General features: G+C 67.6%; 24 protein-coding genes and 1 tRNA gene. 9 read left to right on the top strand and 16 right to left on the bottom strand.

All coding sequences use genetic code 11. The features are described from left to right. Positions 1-35 precede the first annotated feature (35 nt). Both AC1HFW_RS01895 and AC1HFW_RS01890 read right to left on the bottom strand, forming a co-directional pair. Positions 36-112, bottom strand: a tRNA-Met gene (locus AC1HFW_RS01895). A 20-nt stretch (positions 113-132) separates the two neighbouring features. Beyond that, complete coding sequence (locus AC1HFW_RS01890) at positions 133-513, bottom strand: hypothetical protein (protein WP_479281596.1); 381 nt, start codon at positions 511-513, stop codon at positions 133-135. A 169-nt stretch (positions 514-682) separates the two neighbouring features. Between AC1HFW_RS01890 and AC1HFW_RS01885 the strand changes: the two genes are divergently transcribed. Then, positions 683-2,122: an aminotransferase-like domain-containing protein gene (locus tag AC1HFW_RS01885; protein ID WP_006393730.1), complete on the top strand. Its 1,440-nt coding sequence runs from the start codon at positions 683-685 to the stop codon at positions 2,120-2,122. Then, positions 2,119-2,682: a DedA family protein gene (locus AC1HFW_RS01880; RefSeq protein ID WP_006393729.1), complete on the top strand. Its 564-nt coding sequence runs from the start codon at positions 2,119-2,121 to the stop codon at positions 2,680-2,682. Before AC1HFW_RS01885 ends, AC1HFW_RS01880 begins: the two co-directional genes overlap by 4 nt. Before the next feature lie 12 nt (positions 2,683-2,694). On the opposite strand, the gene AC1HFW_RS01875 is transcribed toward AC1HFW_RS01880, so the two are convergent. Together AC1HFW_RS01875 and AC1HFW_RS01870 are read right to left on the bottom strand one after the other, a co-directional pair. After that, on the bottom strand, positions 2,695-2,949 hold the full coding sequence (locus AC1HFW_RS01875; protein WP_006393728.1) for a hypothetical protein: 255 nt from the start codon (positions 2,947-2,949) through the stop codon (positions 2,695-2,697). A 214-nt stretch (positions 2,950-3,163) separates the two neighbouring features. Beyond that, positions 3,164-3,409, bottom strand: a complete 246-nt coding sequence (locus tag AC1HFW_RS01870; protein ID WP_006393727.1) for a hypothetical protein — start codon at positions 3,407-3,409, stop codon at positions 3,164-3,166. A gap of 120 nt (positions 3,410-3,529) precedes the next feature. Here AC1HFW_RS01870 and AC1HFW_RS01865 point away from each other — a divergent pair, with 120 nt between their 5' ends. The 5 genes from AC1HFW_RS01865 to AC1HFW_RS01845 all read left to right on the top strand — a co-directional run bounded on the left by AC1HFW_RS01865 (position 3,530) and on the right by AC1HFW_RS01845 (position 7,136). Then, entirely contained in the window at positions 3,530-4,141 is a 612-nt protein-coding gene (locus AC1HFW_RS01865) for a hypothetical protein (protein ID WP_479281595.1), read from the top strand. Between the two features lie 45 nt (positions 4,142-4,186). Then, positions 4,187-4,645, top strand: coding sequence for an Lrp/AsnC family transcriptional regulator (locus AC1HFW_RS01860; RefSeq protein ID WP_006393724.1), 459 nt, complete (start codon positions 4,187-4,189; stop codon positions 4,643-4,645). A 77-nt stretch (positions 4,646-4,722) separates the two neighbouring features. Then, positions 4,723-5,031 carry a hypothetical protein gene (locus AC1HFW_RS01855; protein WP_006393722.1) on the top strand — a complete coding sequence of 103 codons (309 nt, stop codon included), beginning with the start codon at positions 4,723-4,725 and terminating at the stop codon, positions 5,029-5,031. 14 nt (positions 5,032-5,045) lie between these two features. After that, complete coding sequence (gene pdxA / locus AC1HFW_RS01850; RefSeq protein WP_081105054.1) at positions 5,046-6,026, top strand: 4-hydroxythreonine-4-phosphate dehydrogenase PdxA; 981 nt, start codon at positions 5,046-5,048, stop codon at positions 6,024-6,026. A gap of 132 nt (positions 6,027-6,158) precedes the next feature. Beyond that, positions 6,159-7,136, top strand: coding sequence for a bile acid:sodium symporter family protein (locus AC1HFW_RS01845; RefSeq protein WP_006393720.1), 978 nt, complete (start codon positions 6,159-6,161; stop codon positions 7,134-7,136). Between the two features lie 67 nt (positions 7,137-7,203). Here AC1HFW_RS01845 and AC1HFW_RS01840 read toward each other — a convergent pair whose 3' ends face one another. From AC1HFW_RS01840 to AC1HFW_RS01785, 12 genes are all read right to left on the bottom strand, one after another. Then, complete coding sequence (locus AC1HFW_RS01840; protein ID WP_479281594.1) at positions 7,204-8,586, bottom strand: replicative DNA helicase; 1,383 nt, start codon at positions 8,584-8,586, stop codon at positions 7,204-7,206. Then, positions 8,583-9,422, bottom strand: a complete 840-nt coding sequence (locus AC1HFW_RS01835; protein WP_035360115.1) for an RIO1 family regulatory kinase/ATPase domain-containing protein — start codon at positions 9,420-9,422, stop codon at positions 8,583-8,585. The genes AC1HFW_RS01840 and AC1HFW_RS01835 overlap by 4 nt, the downstream gene beginning before the upstream one ends. A gap of 153 nt (positions 9,423-9,575) precedes the next feature. Next, complete coding sequence (rplI, locus tag AC1HFW_RS01830) at positions 9,576-10,031, bottom strand: 50S ribosomal protein L9 (RefSeq protein ID WP_054433364.1); 456 nt, start codon at positions 10,029-10,031, stop codon at positions 9,576-9,578. A 14-nt stretch (positions 10,032-10,045) separates the two neighbouring features. Then, positions 10,046-10,318, bottom strand: a complete 273-nt coding sequence (rpsR, locus tag AC1HFW_RS01825; protein WP_006218308.1) for a 30S ribosomal protein S18 — start codon at positions 10,316-10,318, stop codon at positions 10,046-10,048. A gap of 106 nt (positions 10,319-10,424) precedes the next feature. Next, positions 10,425-10,748, bottom strand: a complete 324-nt coding sequence (priB, locus tag AC1HFW_RS01820; RefSeq protein WP_479281593.1) for a primosomal replication protein N — start codon at positions 10,746-10,748, stop codon at positions 10,425-10,427. A 52-nt stretch (positions 10,749-10,800) separates the two neighbouring features. Further along, on the bottom strand, positions 10,801-11,175 hold the full coding sequence (gene rpsF / locus AC1HFW_RS01815) for a 30S ribosomal protein S6 (RefSeq protein ID WP_006393715.1): 375 nt from the start codon (positions 11,173-11,175) through the stop codon (positions 10,801-10,803). Positions 11,176-11,409: 234 nt separating this feature from the next. Next, entirely contained in the window at positions 11,410-12,324 is a 915-nt protein-coding gene (locus AC1HFW_RS01810) for a DUF817 domain-containing protein (protein WP_116521241.1), read from the bottom strand. Positions 12,325-12,331: 7 nt separating this feature from the next. Next, entirely contained in the window at positions 12,332-13,129 is a 798-nt protein-coding gene (folE2, locus tag AC1HFW_RS01805) for a GTP cyclohydrolase FolE2 (protein WP_479281592.1), read from the bottom strand. 190 nt (positions 13,130-13,319) lie between these two features. Further along, entirely contained in the window at positions 13,320-15,182 is a 1,863-nt protein-coding gene (gene dxs / locus AC1HFW_RS01800; protein WP_479281591.1) for a 1-deoxy-D-xylulose-5-phosphate synthase, read from the bottom strand. A 53-nt stretch (positions 15,183-15,235) separates the two neighbouring features. Continuing rightward, positions 15,236-16,147, bottom strand: a complete 912-nt coding sequence (locus AC1HFW_RS01795) for a polyprenyl synthetase family protein (RefSeq protein ID WP_061072057.1) — start codon at positions 16,145-16,147, stop codon at positions 15,236-15,238. A gap of 7 nt (positions 16,148-16,154) precedes the next feature. Beyond that, positions 16,155-16,421 (bottom strand): exodeoxyribonuclease VII small subunit, encoded by a 267-nt coding sequence (locus AC1HFW_RS01790; protein WP_006393710.1) that lies wholly within the window; start codon positions 16,419-16,421, stop codon positions 16,155-16,157. A gap of 82 nt (positions 16,422-16,503) precedes the next feature. Then, the gene (locus tag AC1HFW_RS01785; protein WP_479281590.1) at positions 16,504-17,358 is read right to left on the bottom strand and encodes an IclR family transcriptional regulator; all 855 of its coding nucleotides are present in this window, start codon (positions 17,356-17,358) and stop codon (positions 16,504-16,506) included. Between the two features lie 180 nt (positions 17,359-17,538). Between AC1HFW_RS01785 and AC1HFW_RS01780 the strand changes: the two genes are divergently transcribed. Beyond that, positions 17,539-18,507: a Bug family tripartite tricarboxylate transporter substrate binding protein gene (locus tag AC1HFW_RS01780; protein ID WP_006393708.1), complete on the top strand. Its 969-nt coding sequence runs from the start codon at positions 17,539-17,541 to the stop codon at positions 18,505-18,507. Between the two features lie 219 nt (positions 18,508-18,726). After that, positions 18,727-19,737 (top strand): acyltransferase, encoded by a 1,011-nt coding sequence (locus AC1HFW_RS01775; protein ID WP_116521242.1) that lies wholly within the window; start codon positions 18,727-18,729, stop codon positions 19,735-19,737. Positions 19,738-19,854: the final 117 nt, after the last annotated feature.

Below are 19,854 nucleotides of genomic sequence, written 5' to 3'. Positions count from 1 at the left end.
CCTTGATTTCGTCATGAAATCAAGGCTTCGAATGCTGGTTGCGGGGGCAGGATTTGAACCTACGACCTTCGGGTTATGAGCCCGACGAGCTGCCAGACTGCTCCACCCCGCGTCTGATGTGTGAATCATACATCATTTTGAAATCTTGTGCAGCGCACCCAGCGCATTGGGCCGATTATTTTTGCTTTCCGGGCCAAAAAAACCCGTCGCGAGCGCCGCGACGCGCGCCAGCAGGCTGGGCGGATCCAGGCAGATGGCCTGCGCCTGGCCGACCGCCGTCAGCGTCAACGGACCGCCTTCCGGCAGGCAATGGCTTTCACCCGCGTTCAGGCGCATTGGCGGCGGCAAATAGCGGCCTGGCGGCATATCCGAGCGATACGGCGGCTCGGCCACCATCAGGCTGCCGCTGACGCAGACGATAAGCGCCCCGCCGCGCAGGCGCACCTGGCGGCTGGCGCCGGCCAGCAGATCAAACCGTTGCGAACGGGGTTCGGGGGCGGGAAACAGGACCATGGGAATCTCCAATCTGACCCCTACAGGCTACGTCCGCCCTGTTTTGCGCAACAGCCACACAATCTGGCTTTCTGTACCGATGCAGCCTCTCGATTTCGGCACTGTTATGGTGTACTTTGCGTGAATCTGTGCCTACCCTCAACCCAACCTCGGGGAGCATGATCGGCGCATGGACCCGCAACCGCTATACCTACGCCTGGCGAACCACTACCGGCGCGCCATCCAGACCGGGGTCCTGGCCCCGGACCAGCGCATGCCGTCCGTGCGCACGCTGGTGCGCACCCACCACGTCAGCCTCTCGACCGCGCTGCAGGCCTGCCGCCTGCTCGAGGACGACGGCCTGATCGAGGCCCGCCCCCGCTCCGGCTACTTCGTCCTCAAGCCGCGCCGCAACAGCATCCCGCCCGTCAACGAACCGGACATACGCCAGGCGCTGGGCACGGCCCAGTACGTCGGCATCCACGATCGCGTCTCGGACTTCATCGCCAAGTGCGAGGCCCATCCCGTCAGCGCCAACTTCGCGCTGGCCGCGGCGGTGCCGGAAGCCTATCCGATGGAAGACCTGAAGCAGGCGATGATCCGCGCGCTGCGGCAGTCGCCCCAGGTGCTGGTCAGCCCGGTGCCGCCGCAGGGCCACCCCGACCTGCGCACGGTGCTGGCGCGGCGCGCGCTGGCCAACGGCATCAACGCCACGCCCGATGACGTCATCGTCACGCATGGCTGCATCGAGGCGCTGAACCTGGCGCTGCGCGCCGTGGCCCGCCCGGGCGACACCATCGCGGTCGAGTCGCCCACCTACTTCGGCCTGCTGCAGATCCTGGAAAGCCTGGGCATGCGCGCGCTGGAGATTCCCACCAGCCCGCAGCACGGCCTGTCGATCGAGGCGCTGGATCTGGCGTTCCAGACCCACGGCAACATCCGCGCGGTGGTGGTGGTGCCGAACTTCCAGAACCCGCTGGGCTGCGTCATGCCCGACGCCGAGAAGGCGCGCCTGGTGGCCCTGTGCGAACGCCAGCAGGTGCCGCTGATCGAGGACGACACCTATGGCGCGCTGAACGACGACGACACGCCGCTGGCCGCGGCCAAGTCCTGGGATCCGACCGGCAACGTCATCTATTGCTCGTCGCTGCACAAGACGCTGGCGCCGGGCATGCGGCTGGGCTGGCTGCTGGGCGGCCGCTGGAAGGCCCGCATCGCCATGCTGAAGTTCGCGCAGAGCCGACCCAACGAACCGCTGGCGCAGATGGCGGTGGCCGAATACCTGGGATCGCGCGCCTACGACCGGCACCTGGCGCGGCTGCGCCGGCAACTGAAGACGCAGCGCGAGCAGACCGCCGAAGCCATCGCCGCGCATTTCCCGCGCGGCACCCGCCTGAGCATGCCGACCGGCGGCATGCTGCTGTGGCTGGAGATGCCGGACGGCCGCTCGGGGCTGGATGTCTTCGAGGCCGCCCTGCAGCAGGGCATCCGCGTGGCGCCGGGCGCGATGTTCTCCAACGGCACGCGCTACAACCATTTCCTGCGCATCAGTTGCGGGCAACGCCACACCCCCGAGATCGCGCGGGCGCTGATGGCCCTGGCGCGCATCGTCGGCGAGCGCCAGCCATGAATCCGCACCTGCATCAATTCATCGTCGACTACGGCCTGTGGGCGGTGCTGGGCGGCACCCTGCTCGAGGGCGAAAGCGTGGTGGTGCTGGCGGGCTTCCTGTCGCACCAGCGCCTGCTGCACCTGCCCTACGTGATGCTGTGCGCGTTCGCCGGCTCGTTCATCGCCGACCAGGCACTGTTCTATTTGGGCCGCCGCTACCGTGAGCACCGCTACGTGCGGCGGGTGCGGGCCCAGCCCGCGTTCGGCAAGGCGCTGGCGCTGGTCGACCGCTATCCGCACGGCTTCATCCTGGCGTTGCGCTTTCTCTATGGGCTGCGCACGGTGGGGCCGGTGGCGCTGGGGGTCTCGCAGGTCTCGTCGCTGCGCTTTCTGGCGCTCAATGCCATCGCCGCCGCGATCTGGGCGGTGTGCTTCAGCCTGGTGGGATATGTGTTCGGGCAGACCATCGAGTCCCTGCTCGGCCGCCTGCATGGCGTGGAGACCAAGCTGGCGGTGGCCGCGGTGATCGGCATCGCGACCTGGCTGGCCTATTGGCTGTACGCGCGGCGGCGCCGGTAGCCGTCGCGCCGCTCAGAAGACCAGCTTGCCGCTGGCGCGCAGCACGTGCCGGCGGCGCGCCTTGCGATACAGCGGGCCGATGAACGGCAGCAGGGCCAGCCGCCGCAGGATGGGATGGCGCTGGTCGAAGTCGTGCCAGGCCTTGAAGCCATGGCCCAGGCGCTCCCAGCTTTGGCGCGCCTCGGGAGAAAGTTTGCCGGGGTCGAACGCCGCCAGCTTTGCCGCTTCCGAAACCCGGGCCGCGAGGCCACGATTCCGGTATTCCAATGGATACTGATTCCGCATGGGGCGGCATATTACCCGGCTTGCGGGACCTCTGCCGGCCCCTGTCGCGCGGCGGACACAGGCGGTTTTGGCGCCGCCTTTGACCGCACTTTGCAAGCCGTTGTAATTAAAGGAAAAAGGCTTTCTATGCCCGCGCTATCCCAAGGCTTGTCCACAGAAGTTGTGGGTAACTTCGGCGGACCGCGGGGGCCGGCGGCTATTTCAGCGCGGCGATGATCTGGTCGCGCACGCTCTCGAAACCCGCCACGTATTGCGGGTTTTCCGAACGGGCCAGCAGGCTGGAATAGTTCTGCTCCAGTTGCGCCTCGATCGCCTCGCGCAGGCCGGGCGAGCCCTTGGCCAGGTGCAGCATCGTCAGCAGCGCCGAGTTGAGCGCGTCGATGCGGCCGCCCTGGTGCGAAATGGTATGCACGATGACCGCGATTTGTTCCTGGATGTCCATGGAAAAGCCTCCTGGCAATGAATATCGGCGCAAATCCTAGCATGGGCCGGCCGGGCCGCTGGGCAAGCGCGGCCGCGCGCGCTAGCATCAAGCGTAGCGCGGCATCAACGGAGCGTGCCCATGAAGACGATCCACGACTATGTGCCCCCCGACGCGGCATCGCTGCGGCGGCTGCAGGAACGGCTGGGATACAGCGATGCGCAGATGGCCGAGCTGGCCGGCCTGGACGCCGCGGTGCCCTGGTCCAGCTACATTGGCGGCCCGCAGCCGCGCGCGCTGGGGCAACAGCGGCTGCTGGGCATCGCCGCCCGCCTGACGCTGGACGAGTCCGCCTGGCAGGGCGTGCTCGCGGCCATGCGCGAGGCCGGCGCGCGCTTCGACTACGATTCCAACGGCGCGCCCCGCGCCGCGCCAGCGCCGGCCGCCCCGCCCGCCGCCCTCGAGGAAGACAAGTTCGGCATGCGGCTGGTCAGCGACCACGGCGCCTTCCACGAGATGGAACAATTGCGCGAGTTCGCCCATCACGTGCACGAGTTCGGCGTCAGCGATCTGGTGCGCGAGGCGCGCTACGACAGCGCCGCCGACCTCTGCCGCTTCACGCTGGCGCCGGCGCGCGAACCGGACGCCGCCCGCCGCGACCGGGTTTTCGACGCGGCCTCCCGGACCATCACCCGCTTTGCCTTCGACGGACGCGTCTATCAAGGCGGCATTCCGCCCGAATCCGACGGCTGAGCTGCGCATTGACTTGCGCCGCGTCGCCCCTGTATGGTCGGGCGCATGAATGAACGCCTAGACGCCATCGACCGGCAACTGCTCAGCCTGCTGCAGGCCAACGCCCGCGAACCGGCCGCCATCCTGGCGCGCAAGCTGGGGCTGGCGCGCACCACCGTGGTGGCGCGCATCGCCCGACTCGAGCGCGAGAGCATCGTGGCGGGCTACGGCGTGCGGCTCGGCCGCCTGCTCGAAGAGGCCGCGGTGCGCGCCTACTGCTTCATCAGCGTCCTGCCCAAGACGCCGGCGGCGGTGATCCGCGAGCTCGAGAAGATGCCGGAGGTCGAGGAAGTGTCCTCGGTCAGCGGCCCGTACGACTACCTGATCTTCCTGCGCTGCGAAACCCATGAGCAGCTCGACGAGCTGCTGGACCGCATCGGCCTGATCGAAGGCGTGAAGCAGACGCAGACCTCGATCGTGCTCAGCCGCAAGGTCGACCGCCGCAGCGCGGTCGGCGCGCCCTAGGGCGCTGTCCCCTCCCCGGCGGGCGGCGGGGGCGGCATAATGTTGTAATGTGGCCAATTGCCTTTTACGGATCTCCCATGCTCGCACGCCTTGCCTTCGTCTCCGCCATGCTCGCCCTGCTGACCGCGTGTTCAAGCATGAGCGAAGTGACGCCCACCGGCAAGAATGGCTATAGCGTCACCTACAGTTCCGGCACGCAGCTGCTGACCTGGGTCGAAATCAAGAACCAGGCCTTGCAGCGCGCCGACCAGTACTGCCAGTCCATCGGACGCAAGCTGCAGAAGCCGTCGGTGACGTCCAACCACGCCACGGGCCTGGGTTCCAAGCGCGCCACGGTCACGTTCGAGTGCGGCGAGATCGGAACGCCGAAGGACACCAAGCAGTAATCCTGGAACACATCGTGAATACTCCCCCGCCCGTGGGCATCACCATGGGGGATGCCGCCGGCATCGGCCCCGAAATCGTCGTCAAGGCCTGCGCCCAGGGCCTGAATGCGCCTTGCGTGGTCTACGGCGACGCCGGCGCCCTGCGCCGCGCCGCGAGCGCGCTGGGGGCGCGCCTGGAGATCACGGAAATCGCGCACGCCGGCCTGGCCAGCGGCGACGCCAGCCGCATCGAGGTCATCGCCTGTAGCCCCGCGCTGCCGCCCGACCTGCCCTTCGGCCGGGTCAACGCCGCGGCCGGGCGCGCCGCCTACGAGTACGTCTGCGCCGCCATCGACGACGCCCAGGCCGGACGCATCCGCGCCATCGTCACCGCGCCGCTGAACAAGCAGTCCATGCACGAGGCCGGCATCGACTATCCCGGCCACACCGAAATCCTGGCCGAGCGCTCGGGCACCGACGACTTCGCCATGATGCTCGCCAACGACGAACTGCGCGTGCTGCTGGTGACCATCCACGTCGCCCTGGCCGACGTCATGGCGCGCATCACGCCCGAGGCCGAGCTGACCGCCATGCGGCTGGCCGACCGCGCCTGCCGCCAGATGGGCATCGCCCATCCGCGCGTGGCGGTGGCCGGCCTGAATCCGCACGCCGGCGAAGGCGGCAAGTTCGGCCGCGAGGACCTCGACATCATCGAGCCGGCCATCCGCCGCGCCCGCGACGAAGGCATCGACGCCAGCGGCCCGTGGCCCGGCGACACCGTCTTCATGCGGGCCCGCCGCGGCGAGTTCGACATCGTGGTGGCCCAATACCACGACCAGGGCCTGATCCCCGTGAAGTACCTGGGCGTGGACCATGGCGTCAACGTCACCGTCGGCCTGCCGTTCGTGCGCACCAGCGTCGACCATGGCACCGCCTTCGATATCGCCGGCAAGGGCGTGGCCGACCAGGCCTCGCTGATCGCCGCGTTCGACCTGGCGCTGGCCATGACGCCCTGAGCCCCAGGGGGCTCAACAGGCGGACACCCGCCCGGCCCGCCAGCGGCCTGCAAGCCCCCGGGGTCTACAATACGCCCCGATTCCGGCGCGCCAGGCGCGCCGCCGCTTTCCGTCATCCCCCTACCCCCCTCCATGTCACGCCTTGTCCGTCTCCTGCCCGACCGCTTCACCCTCTACCTGATCTGCACCGTCATCATCGCCAGCATCGTGCCCGCCCACGGGCAGGGCGTGGTGGTGTTCGGCTGGATCACCAACATCGCGGTCGGCCTGCTGTTCTTCCTGCACGGCGCGCGCCTCTCGCGCGAGGCCATCATCGCCGGCCTGACCCACTGGAAGCTGCACCTCACGATCTTCTCGGCCACCTTCCTGATGTTCCCGCTGCTGGGCCTGGCGCTCAAGCCGGTGCTGGAGCCGCTGGTCACCCCCGAGCTGTATCTCGGCATCCTGTTCCTGTGCTGCCTGCCGGCCACCGTGCAATCGGCCATCGCCTTCACCTCGATGGCGCGCGGCAACGTGCCGGCGGCGGTCTGCAGCGCCTCGGCCTCGAGCCTGCTGGGCATTTTCCTGACGCCGCTGCTGGTGGGCACCGTGGTCGCCAACGCCGGCAGCGCGCCGATTTCGTTCGACGCCGTCGGCAAGATCATGCTGCAGCTGCTGCTGCCGTTCGTGCTGGGACAGTTCGCCCGCCGCTGGATCGGCGCCTGGGTCCACAAGCGCAAGGCGATGCTGAAGTTCGTCGACCAGGGTTCGATCCTGCTGGTGGTCTACACGGCGTTCTCGGAGGCCATCAACGAGGGCCTGTGGAGTTCCACGCCGATCCCGGCGCTGCTGGGCCTGGTGGTGTGCTGCGCCGTCATCCTGGCGCTGGCGCTGGGCCTGTCGGCGCTGGCCGGCAGGATGTTCGGCTTCAACCTGCCGGACCGCATCACGCTGCTGTTCTGCGGCTCCAAGAAGAGCCTGGCCAGCGGCATTCCGATGGCCCAGGTGCTGTTCGCCGGCCACGCGGTGGGCGCCATCGTGCTGCCGCTGATGCTGTTCCACCAGATCCAGCTGATGGTCTGCGGCGTGCTGGCCGCGCGCTACGGCAAGCGGCCCGAAACGGAGGAGTGAATCCGCCCCGCCGCCATGAAAAAACCGCGCCCTGGGGCGCGGTTTTTCTTGGGTCGGCGATACACCCTCAGTACAGGTCCCGCGGCTGCGCGCCGGAGAAGTTCAGGAAGCGCGTGCTCGACCCCTGGAAGGTCAGGCGCACCGAGCCGATGGGGCCGTTACGCTGCTTGCCGATGATGATCTCGGCGGTGCCCTTGTCCGGCGAGTCGGGGTTGTAGACCTCATCGCGGTAGATGAACAGGATCACGTCCGCGTCCTGTTCGATGGCGCCCGATTCGCGCAGGTCGCTCATCACGGGGCGCTTGTTGGGACGCTGCTCCAGGCTGCGGTTCAGCTGCGACAGCGCGATCAGCGGGCAGTTCAGTTCCTTGGCCAGGCCCTTGAGCGAACGGCTGATTTCCGACACTTCGGTGGCGCGGTTCTCGCCCGAGCCGTTGCCCGACATCAGCTGCAGGTAGTCGATGATGATCAGGCCGAGCTGGCCGCACTGGCGCGCCAGGCGGCGCGCGCGGGCGCGCACTTCCATCGGGCTGAGCGCGGGCGATTCATCGATGTAGACCTGCGCGTCCTGCATCAGCTGCACGGCGTGGGTCACGCGCGGCCAGTCCTCGGCGATCAGCTTGCCGGTCCGCATGCGGTGCTGGTCGAGCAGGCCGACCGAACCGAGCATACGCATGGCCAGCTGCACCGCGCCCATTTCCATCGAGAACACCGCCACCGGCAGGCCCTCTTCGATGGCGACGTGCTCGCCGATGTTCATCGAGAACGAGGTCTTGCCCATGGACGGGCGGCCGGCCACGATGATCAGGTCGCCGCCATGCATGCCCGAGGTCATCTTGTCGAGGTCGGTAAAGCCGGTGGGCACGCCGGTCACATCAGAAGTGCTCTCGCGGTGGTAGAGCTCGTCGATGCGTTCCACCACCTGCGTCAGCAGCGGCTGGATTTCCTGGAAGCCGGCGGCGCCGCGCGCGCCTTCCTGGGCGATCTGGAACACCTTGGACTCGGCCTCGTCCAGCAGCTGGCGCGCTTCCTTGCCCTGCGGGTTCATGGCGGCCGAGGAGATCTCGTCGGCGATCGACACCAGCTTGCGCAGCATGGCGCGCTCGCGCACGATTTCGCCGTAGCGGCGGATGTTGGCGGCCGACGGCGTGTTGTGCGCCAGCGCGTTCAGGTAGGCCAGGCCGCCGGCGTCGTCGGCCTTGCCGGCGCTGACCAGCGATTCGTGCACGGTGATGACGTCGGCCGGCCGCGCCAGCCCGATCAGTCGGGCGATGTGGTGCCAGATGAGCCGGTGGTCGTGGCGGTAGAAGTCTTCTTCGACCAGCACGTCGGCGATGCGGTCCCAGGCTGCGTTGTCCAGCAGCAGGCCGCCCAGCACCGACTGCTCCGCCTCGATGGAATGAGGGGGAACGCGCAGGTATTCGAGCTGGGAGTCGGCAGGTGTGTTCATGGCTTCAATAATAACGGCTGCAGGATATCCGCGACGCGGAAGAAACCCTGCACATCGCGCGACGGCAGGCGGCCCAGCAGGGGCCGCAGCGGCGTGGCGATGAAGGAAAGCACCCGGGTCAGGCGGCGCAGGCGGGCCTTGACCTCGGGGTCGGGATTGCATTCGAAATAGACGTCCAGCGCCAGTTTACCCAGCGTGCGGCCGACGTCGTCGGGCAATTTACGCAGCGATGCCAGCGAGGCCAGCATCTGGAACAGATCATAGGCCTGAGCCAGCGGACGCGACAGCGTCGAGCCGATGTTCTCTTCGAAATCGATGCGCCACAGTTCGCCATCCTGCAGGGTGATGTTGCGGATCTGCGCGCCGCCGTGCCACAGCCCGCGGGCGTGGAAGGCGGCCAGGTCGGTGGCGGCCGCGCGCGTCAGCCACAGGCGCGAGGTGGTGTCCTCGTTGCGGATCAGGTCGGCCAGGTCCTCGCCGACGAATTCCAGCACCAGCAGGCCCTGCTCCTGCCACCAGACCTCGGGCACGCGGCAGCCGGCCTGCAACAGTTGGTTGAGGCGCCGGGCCTCGTGCTCCAGGCCATTGCGCAGCAGGATGCCGGGACGCGGGAATTCGCCCAGGAACAGCTTGCAGCCCACCCCGAGGAACAGCGCGCGCGCATAGCGCAGCACATAGCTGACCCCGCTCGCCAGGCTCGGCCGGCGGCGCTTGATGATGCAGCGCACCCCATCGATGGTGGCGTCCCGCACCGACGGCTCGCGCTCGGCGTCCAGGCTGTCGAGCCAGGCGCGCAATCCGGGGGGGGCGTTGTGGTGGACGGGCGGCTGGGTCAAGAGGTCCTCGGTGGCAACAGCGTGGAAGGTGGGCATGCAGCCCGAAAGACTACACGCAAACACCGGATGGCAAAGCGGGGAAAAGCAACCGCGCCGTGAAAAGAAAAAAAGCCGGCACGCGGGCCGGCTTTCCTTCCTGGCGAGGAGTCCGGTTTAGGACAGTTCGCCTTCGACCAGCACCGTGACGTCGACGACGACGTCGGCGTGCAGGGCGACCTGGATCGGGAACTCGCCGACGGCCTTCAGCTGGCCATTGGGCATGCGCACTTGCGACTTCTCGATGCCTTCGAAACCGGCCTTCTTCAGACCTTCGGCGACGTCGGCGTTGGTGACCGAGCCGAACAGACGGCCGTCGACACCAGCCTTCTGGACGATCTTCAGCTGGTAGCCGTTGACGCGTTCACCCAGAGCCTGGGCGGCGGCCAGCTTCTCGGCCTGGATCTTTTCCAGTTCGGCGCGGCGGGCTTCGAATTCCTTCAGGGCGGCGTCGGTTGCGCGACGGGCCTTCTTCTGGGGGATCAGGAAGTTGCGGGCGTAGCCATCACGCACGCGGACGACTTCGCCGAGGTTACCCAGGTTGACGACTTTTTCGAGCAGAATAACTTGCATTTCAGTGCCCCGGATTAGTTGTGGTTGTCGGTGTAAGGCAACAGGGCCAGGAAGCGCGCGCGCTTGATGGCGGTGTCCAGCTGGCGCTGGTAGATTGCCTTGGTGCCGGTCAGACGAGCCGGGATGATCTTGCCGTTTTCTTGCACGAAGTCGCGCAGGGTGTCCAGATCCTTGTAGTCGATCTCTTCGACGCCGGCGGCGGTGAAGCGGCAGAACTTACGACGCTTGAAGAGCGGGTTCTGCTGCGTGAATTTGCGTTTTTCCTTGCGTTTTCCGAAGAAAGCCATGATATGTGCCTTATGTTTGAGAGGACCGGGTCTACCTTGATCGGGCCCGACTCCCCGTAACCTATCCGTATTCAGAAGGCGCTCTCGCGCCCGTCACCCATTCCCGTCAAGCCACCAGCGGATCGCGTCCTGCGCTGCCGCTGATCCTGCGCGCCTGCTGCAAATGCAGCTTGAACTTCACGGAGTCCTTGCGCACCGGGGCCAGAAACCCCTGCACGTGCAATTCGGCCCCCAGCGCCGTTCCTTTCAACAGCAACGCCAGATCGCCCAGTGCCACGGCCGAGATCGTCAGTTCGACACGGCGCGGATGGCCGGCTTCGATGACCTCAGATTCGTGCGCCAGCACCATTTCCAGGGCTGGCAGACCGGCGGGAGTGTGGCGCAAAGGCTCGCATTCGAGAACGCGGGCGCTGAGTTCCAGCTTGTTCATCCTGCCAGGCACCGAGGGGACTTCATGGGATGGGCTCTCGCGTGAGCCCTGCTTACTCGGCCTGAGCCGCGACAGCTTCCGCCGAAGCCTTGCGGGCTTCTTCGCGCTCGACCGACTTCATCATGATCGAGGGCGTGGTCTGGGCCTTCTTGGTCTTGATGACCAGGTGGCGCAGAACGGCGTCGTTGTAGCGGAACGAGTGTTCCAGCTCATCCAGCGTGGCTTGGCCGCACTCGATGTTCAGGCAGACGTAGTGAGCCTTGACGAGCTTCTGGATCGGGTAGGCCAGTTGACGGCGACCCCAGTCTTCCAGGCGATGCACCGAGCCGCCTTGGCCCGTGACCAGCGCTTGGTAACGCTCGACCATGGCGGGCACTTGCTCGCTTTGGTCGGGGTGAACGATAAACACCACTTCGTAGTGACGCATGAGTAAAACTCCTTGAGGATGTCTTGCCCGCCGTCCGCCTGACACCGTCCTCAGCCCGCATTCACATCGTGTTCGCGGTCAGTTCCGGCTTTCCAGTGCTTTCTCTATCACTGGTCTTTTTCTTCAAGGCGTATGGCTTGCAAGGGGCAGCCCGCTACCCAAAAAACATGGGCGGTCGAGCAAGAAAGCTCTCGATTATCGCCGATCGGACCGCTGGACGCAAGCCAGCGACGCTCAGGAAATCGGGGACGCGTTACCCGGCCCCGCCGGACGCGGCGTATCGGCCACACCGATCTCCTGCGGCCGGCTGACTACGCTGACCATCACGTAGCTGATGATCATGAGCAGGAACCACGAACCCAGCTTGTTGATCGAGACCAGCTCCCAGCCCTGCGACTGGTTGGGATAGCGCCAGGCGTTGGCGAAGGTGCCGATATTCTCGGCGAACCAGATGAACAGCGCCACCAGCACGAAACCCAGCAGCAGCGGCATGCGGCGATAGTCGCGCCAGATGCGGAAATAGACCCAGGTGCGGGCGAACAGCAGCGCCGTCAGGCCGAACAGCGCCAGGCGGAAGTCGACGATGAAATGGTGCGCGAAGAAATTCACGTAGATCAGCACCGACAGCGCCACGGTCGCGGCCAGCGGCGGATGGGCGCGGAAGCGGAAGTCGAACAGGCGCCAGACCCGCGCCAGGTAGCTGCCGACCGCGGCGTACATGAAGCCGGTGAAGAGCGGCACGCCGCCGATGCGCAGCACGCTCGCCTCGGGGTAGATCCAGGAGCCGGCCGCCGTCTTGAACAATTCCATGCCGGTGCCGACCACATGGAACATCAGGATGACCTTGGCCTCGTCCCAGGTTTCCATGCGCAGGGCCAGCAGCGCCGCCTGGATCGCCAGCGCCGCCAGCGTCAGGAAGTCGTAGCGCGCCAGCCAGGCGTCCTGCGGATACCACCAGTGCGTGCCCAGCAGCAGCGCGCACATCAGGCCGCCGAACAGGCAGGCCCAGGCCTGCTTCACGCCGAAGCGGAAGAACTCGTAGCAGGCGACGCCCAAACGACCGCGGCCGGCCAGATGATCGGCCAGCCGCGCTTCCCACCCTTGCAGTCTCGCGATGAGCGGCCAGTCACTGGCCGCCGGATGCCGCACGGAGGACTCAGCCTTCCACCACGGCGTAGGCCGAGTGGTTGTGGATCGATTCGAAGTTCTCGGCCTCGACGCGGTAGCGGGCGATGCCGGGATGCGCGTTCAGGCGCGCCGCCACGTCGCGCACCAGGTCTTCGACGAACTTGGGGTTGTCGTAGGCGCGTTCGGTGACGTACTTCTCGTCGGGGCGCTTGAGCAGCCCCCAGAGCTCACACGAACCTTCGTCTTCGATCAGGCGGATCACGCCATCCATGCTGATGTCGGATTCCAGGATGGCCGAGACCGTCACGTGCGAGCGCTGGTTGTGCGCGCCGTATTCGGAGATGGCCTTGGAACACGGGCACAGGCTGGTCACCGGCACCTGCACCACCAGCTCGAACTCGACCTGGTCGCCCTGGGCGCGGGCGATCCACTGCACTTCGTAGTCCAGCAGGCTCTGCACGCCGGAGATCGGCGCCGACTTGTTGATGAAGTACGGGAAGGCCGCGGTGATGTCGCCGCCCTCGGCATGCAGCAGCGGCAGCATGTCGGCCGCCATGGCGCGGAACAGCGTCGGCGTCATGGGGGTGCTGCGGTACTTTTCCAGCAACGCCACGAAGCGGGACATATGCGTCCCCTTTTCTTCGGGGGGCAGCGCCACCGTCAGGGTCCAGTTGGCCACGGTGCCCTGGGGCGAACCGTCGGCGCTCTCGACGAGCATGGGGTGGCGCACGCCACGGATGCCCACGCGCTGGATTGGGATGTGCCGCGTATCCGCCGAACTCTGGACGTCGGGCATCACGATGGCGGGGTCGATCGGAGAATTCATTTCGGCTTACCTGTCTGGGCGACGAGCGTGGCGTAAACACGCAGACCCAGGAATCTTTAGGAGGGGGCCATTATCGCCCAAAGTCCCGCCAGCGCCAGGGAAAACCCTTTCATTCGTAGGCTGGCGGGGCCGGAACACACTGTTTCGCCACACGGACCAAACCGGCGGTTCGGTCCGTGCGTGGCTGGAATCAGGCCAGCAGCGAGGCGTAGCGCGCCCGGATCGATTGCTCGATGCCGGCGGCATCCAGGCCGATCCCGGCCAGCAGCGCCAGCTGGTCGCCGTGGTCGATGAATTCGTCGGGGAAGCCCAGCTGCAGCACCGGAATCGCGATGCCTTCGGCGGCGAGCACTTCCAGCACGGCGCTGCCGGCGCCGCCCATGATCGCGGCGTCCTCGATCGTCACCAGCGCGTCGTGGCGGCTGGCCAGGTCCAGGATCAGCGCGCGGTCGATCGGCTTGACGAAGCGCATGTCGGCCACGGTGGCGCCCAGCTTTTCGGCCACCACCAGCGCCGGCTGCACCAGCGTGCCGAAGCCGAGGATGGCGATCTTGCGGCCTTCGCGGCGCACCACGCCGCGGCCCAGTTCGACCGTGCCCAGGCCGGCCGTTTCGGCCGCGCCGCAGCCCGCGCCGCGCGGATAACGCACCGAGGCGGGGCCGGGATACTGATAACAGGTGGACAGCAGCAGGCGGGTTTCGTTTTCGTCCGACGGCGTGGCCACCACCATGTTCGGCACGCAGCGCAGGAACGCGGTGTCGTAGTTGCCGGCGTGGGTGGCGCCGTCGGCGCCGACGATGCCGGCGCGGTCGAGCGCGAAGGTGACGTCCAGGTTCTGCAGCGCCACGTCGTGGATCAGCTGGTCGTAGCCGCGCTGCAGAAAGGTCGAGTAGATCGCCAGCACCGGCTTTTGCGCCTCGCAGGCGATGCCGCCGGCGAAGGTCACGGCGTGCTGCTCGGCGATGCCGACGTCGAAGTAGCGCTGCGGGAAGCGTTTCTCGAATTCGACCAGGCCGCTGCCCTCGCGCATGGCGGGGGTGACGGCGACCAGGCGCGAATCCTGCTCGCCCATCTCACACAGCCAGTCGCTGAACACCTGGGTGAAGGTGCGCTTGCCCGGCGCCTTCGATTGCTGGATGCCGACGGCCGGATCGAACTTGCCCGGGCCGTGGTACAGCACCGGATCGGCCTCGGCCAGCTTGTAGCCCTGCCCTTTCTTGGTGACCACGTGCAGGAACTGCAGGCCTTGCAGCGCCTTCAGGTTCTGCAGCGTCGGCACCAGCGCGTCGAGGTCGTGGCCGTCGATCGGGCCGACGTAGTTGAAGCCGAATTCCTCGAACAGCGTGGCCGGCGTGACCATGCCCTTGGCGTGTTCCTCGAAGCGGCGCGCCAGTTCGAGCACCGGCGGCACGTGCTGCAGCACGGCGCGGCCGACGTTCTTGGCGGCGGCGTAGAAGCGGCCCGACATCAGGCGCGCCAGGTAGCGGTTCAGCGCCCCCACCGGCGGCGAGATCGACATGTCGTTGTCGTTCAGGATCACCAGCAGGTTGATGTTGGCGGTGACGCCGGCGTTGTTCATGGCCTCGAAGGCCATGCCGGCGGACATCGCGCCATCGCCGATCACGGCGATGTGCTGGCGCTGCACGCCGGCGTTGCGCGAGGCCACCGCCATGCCCAGCGCGGCCGAGATCGAGGTCGACGAATGCGCGGTGCCGAAGGCGTCGTACTCGGATTCGCTGCGCTTGGGAAAGCCCGAGATGCCGCCCAGCTGGCGCAGCTTGGCCATGCCGGCGCGGCGCCCGGTCAGGATCTTGTGCGGATACGACTGGTGGCCCACGTCCCAGACGATGCGGTCATGCGGCGTATCGAAGACCTGGTGCAGGGCCAGCGTCAGTTCCACCGTGCCCAGGTTCGACGACAGGTGGCCGCCGGTCTTGGAGACCGACTCCAGCACGAAGCCGCGCAACTCGTCGGCCAGGCGCTTGAGTTCGCGACGATCCAGGCGTTTGAGGTCTGCCGGGGATTGGATGCGGTCCAGTAATTCTGTCGTCATGCTTGTATGGGGTTCGTATGCCCGGCCTGCGGCCAGCCCGGACGGGTCACGGTTCAACGGTCTCGGAGGACGATGAAATCAGCCAGCTCGGCCAGGCGCTTGCCGGCGTCGCCCAGCGGCTCGAGCGCGGCCAGCGCGGCTTCGCGCAGTTCGCTCGCGAACGCGCGGGCCTCGTCCAGGCCCAGCAGCGAGACGTAGGTCGGCTTGTTCTCGGCCGCGTCCTTGCCCGGCGTCTTGCCCAGGCTGGCGGAATCGGCGGTCACGTCGAGGATGTCGTCCACCACCTGGAACGCCAGGCCCATGGCCTGGGCGTAGATGTCCAGCGCCTGGCGCGAGGCCGAGCTGGCGCCGGCGACGATGCCGCCCAGCGCCACGCTGCAGGCCAGCATCGCGCCGGTCTTCATGCTGTGCATCTGCTGCAGTTCGTCGCGCGACAGCCGGTGGCCGACGCTGAGCAGGTCGATGGCCTGGCCGCCGGCCATGCCCTGGCTGCCCGCCGCGCGCGCCAGCGACTGCGTCGCCTGCACGATCAGGGCCGGGGCGATGGGCATCGAGGCCAGCAGTTCGAAGGCCAGCGGTTGCAGCGCGTCGCCGGCCAGCATGGCGGTGGCTTCGTCGAACTGCACGTGCGTGGTGGGACGGCCGCGGCGCAGGACGTCGTCGTCCATGCAGGGCAGGTCGTCGTGCACCAGTGAGTAAGCGTGGATCAGCTCCACCGCCGCGGCGGCGCGGTCCAGCGAGGCCTCGACGGCCAGCACGCTGCCGCTGACCGGGCAGGCTTGGCCGGCGGCGTAGACCAGCGCGGCCCGCACCCGCTTGCCGCCGCCGAGCACGGCGTAGCGCATGGCTTCATGCAGGCGGGCGGGCACGGCGTCGGCGGGCGGCAGGAGATCGTCGAGCACGTCTTCGACGTGCCGCACGCGGCCCTGCAGCCACTCCGGGAAAGCGAGTTGTATTTGCTTCATCCGATTCTTATTCGTCATCCAGCGCCGCGGCATCCAGCGGGCGCAGCAAGTCGCCCTCCAGGACCTTGACCTGCTGTTCGGCCTGGGCCAAGCGTTCCTGGCAGACGCGCGTCAGGGCCACGCCGCGCCGGTAGGCGGCGAGCGACTGCTCCAGCGGCAGCGAACCGTCTTCCATGGCCGCGACCAGCGATTCCAGTTCGGCCAGGGCCGTTTCGAAATCCTGGGGCAAGGGACGGTCGTCGGTCTGCGGATCGGCTTGTGAAGGTTTGGCCAAACGGGCCTCCGGGGGCACTAGGGGTGGATCAATCCGTGAATTGTACGAGATACCACGGCCCCGCCACGACGCGCCGCCGCGCTCAGGCCGGAGCGCCCGCCAGGCCCGCGATGGCGGCCCGCAGCGCCGGCGCCACCTGGGTGCGCAGCCCGGCCTCGGGCAGCAGGCCCTCGGGACCGCCGCAACTCATGACGAACACGCCCTCTCCGGTGATGGACGTGAACGGCACCGCCACGGCGTTGATGCCCGACTGCCACTCGCCGATCGCGAAGCAGCAGCCGGTGTCGCGCAGTTCGGCGCGGGCGCGCTCGATGGCGTCCGGCGCCGGCGCGGCCGGCCCCAGCCGCTCCAGCACGTCGGCGCAGGCCGCCGCCGGCAGGCTGGCCAGGTAGGCGCGGCCCATGGCGCTGTCCAGGCTGGCGCGGTAGCCCACCGGCAGGCGCAGGTACAGGGCGGACGAGCCGTGGATGGCCTCGACGTAGGTCATGGCGTCGCCGTCGAAGGCGCCCAGCGCCACCGCGCCGCCGGTCTCGCGCGCCAGGTCGGTCATCGAGGCCTTGGCCAGTTCGCGCACCTCCAGCCCGGCCAACAGGCCGAAGCCCAGCGCCAGCACGCCGTAGCCCGGCGAATACTTGCCGGTGTCCGGGTGATAGCGCAGGTAGCCCAGCTCGGTCAGCGTGTAGGTGATGCGGCTGATGGTGGGCTTGGGCAGGCCGGTCAGGCGCGCCAGGTCCAGGTTGCCCAGCGCCGCGACGCCGGGCCGGAAGCAGCGCAGCACTTCCAGGCCGCGCGCCAGGGCGGTGATGAAGTCGGGCGACACCGGCCCCTCGCCCACGGCGCCGGCGCGCTTGCGGCGCGCGGGGGCGCTCAGCGCCAGCTTCTGGTCGGGCTTGGCCGCGGGGTGGGGGATGCGCTTGGGGTCAGAAAAAGATTGCATTTCTATTCGCTTCGTTTTTATAGTTTATTCCGAATAACAAAATTAAATTCCAATTAACGGAATTTAAATGATCCATGAAGACCTGGCAAGCCCTGCCCGCCCCCGCCCTCACCGGCAGGCGGACCGGGCCGAGCCGGGCCCGGCCGACCACTCTCAAGCACGCGATTTCAAGGGGAAAACATGATTCGCAAGCGCTACCCGTTCCTGGCGGGTCTACTGCTCAGCCTCGCCGCGCTGGGCGCCCAGGCAGATACCTACCCGTCCCGCCCGATCAAGGTGGTCTCGCCGTTCCCGGCGGGCGGCGCCACCGACGTGCTGACGCGGGTGCTGGCCGAACGCATGGCCAAGACGCTGGGCCAGCCCATGATCGTCGAGAACAAGGCCGGCGCCGGCACCTCGATCGGCGCCGCCTTCGTCTCGCGCGAAGCGCCGGACGGCTACACCATCCTGATGGCCACCAACTCCACGCTGGTCACCAACCGCTACCTGTATAAAGAGCTGCCCTACGATCCCGACGGCTTCGCGCCCATCGGCATGGTCGGGATCGGCCCGCTGGTGCTGCTGTCCAGCCCCAAGCGCCCGTTCAACAGCACCGCGGACGTGGTCGCCTACGCCAAGCAGAATCCGGGCAAGCTGACCTTCGCCACCTTCGGCGCCGGCACCTCGTCGCACCTGGCGGGCGAACTGTTCAAGGAACGCGCCGGCGTCGACATCCTGCACGTGCCGTTCAAGGGCGCGACGCAGGCCCTGCCGGCCCTGATCAGCGGCGACGTGGACCTGTTCTTCGACATGGTCGCCACCGGCATGCCGCAGGCCGAGGCCGGCAAGGTCAAGGTATTCGCGATCACCAGCCCCACCCGCCTGGCCACCGAGCCGAAGCTGGCGACGCTGGCCGAGCAAGGCTATCCGGCCTTCGACATGACCGCCTGGTTCAGCTTCGTGGCGCCCAAGGGCACGCCGGCGCCGGTGCTGGACAAGCTGCAGGCCGCCCTGGCCGAGACGCTCAAGGACGAGGCCGTGAAAAAGCGCATGCTCGACATGGGGATCGAGCCGCGCTCGGGCAGCGCCGCCGAACTGGACAAGCAGGTCAAGAGCGAACAGCCCATCGTTTCGCAGCTGATCAAGCAGGCCAACATCGTCCTGCAATGACGGCTGCATCCGTTTCGTGACAAAACGTTCGCGGCGCCGCGCCCGCCCGCGAACCCTTGGCCCCGCGGGGCCAGCGACCGACAGCGCCTTGCAGGCCCTGTCGGTTTTTCATGCGCCCCCTAACCCCTGGATACAGAACCCGCATCGCCCCGGCTGCTAAGGTGAAAAGCGAGGATGGCCGCCGCGCCCGCCCCCGCCACACCTTCACCTGGGAGCCCGATGCCACTGACCGATGACCGCTACGCCCGGCTGGATGCCGCCCGCTGGCTCGCCGCCGCGGCGGTGGTGCTGCTGCACAGCGCCGCCCTGATCGTCAGCGACCCGTCGGCCTATGGCAACGGCGCCTGGCTGGCCGCCAATCTGTATGACTCGGCGGCCCGCTGGTGCGTGCCGGTGTTCGTGATGGTCAGCGGCGCCCTGCTGCTCGATCCCGACAAACCGCAGGACGCGCGGCGCTTCTACAGCAAGCGGGTGGCGCGGATCTGCACGCCGCTGCTGTTCTGGACCCTCTTCTACCTGGCCTGGCGCACGGGACTGGACTGGTGGGACGACGGCCACGTCGACTTTTCGTTCTGGCCGCGCAAGGTCGCCCAGGGCGAGCCCTACTACCACCTCTGGTACCTGTACATGATCGTGGGGCTGTACCTGTTCGCGCCGCTGGTGCGCCTGCTGTACGTGCGCAGCACGCCGCGCTCGCGTTCGCTGTGGGTGGTGGGCATCCTGGGCCTGGCCATCCTGGATGCGCTGTACCGCCGCGCGCTCGGCGCCCAGCCCGGCTTCTTCCTGACCTGGTTCCTGCCCTACCTGGGCTATTTCGTCGCCGGCCGCCAGATATTCGATGGCGAGCTGCGGGTGCCGCGCCCCGCGCTGATGCTTGGCGCCAGCGTCGCGGCCACGGCTCTGGGCGTGTACGCCATGTCCAACTCGCGGACACTGGATACCTACTTCTACGACTACTTCAGCCTGACCGTGCCATTCATGTCGCTGGCCGCGTTCCAATGGATCGTCTCGTCGCCGCGCCTGCCGCGCCTGGCCTCGCTGGCGCCGCTGACGTTCGGGGTCTACCTGATCCATCCGCTGTTCCTGGACGTGGCGCACCGGGCCGGCGCCATCGGCGGCGGGCGTCGCGACGCCTGGGTCGTGCCCTTGCTGACGCTGGCCGTGTTCGCCCTGTCGGCGGCCAGCAGCTGGCTGTTGCGACGCCATCCCGCCACCCGCAGACTGGTCTGAAAAACCTACGGAGCGAAGGGTTAATCACGATTTGCGCGGACTCAAACCGCGGGGGCCGAATCTTCACCAAGCTTCACCGATCTTCACGGGCGGGGGGAATGGGGTTGGGGTACAATT

The sequence above is a fragment of the Achromobacter sp. ISS7 genome, assembly GCF_056523125.1.
Note: the sequence above shows the minus strand (reverse complement) of the source record. Positions and strands in the feature narration are given on the sequence as shown.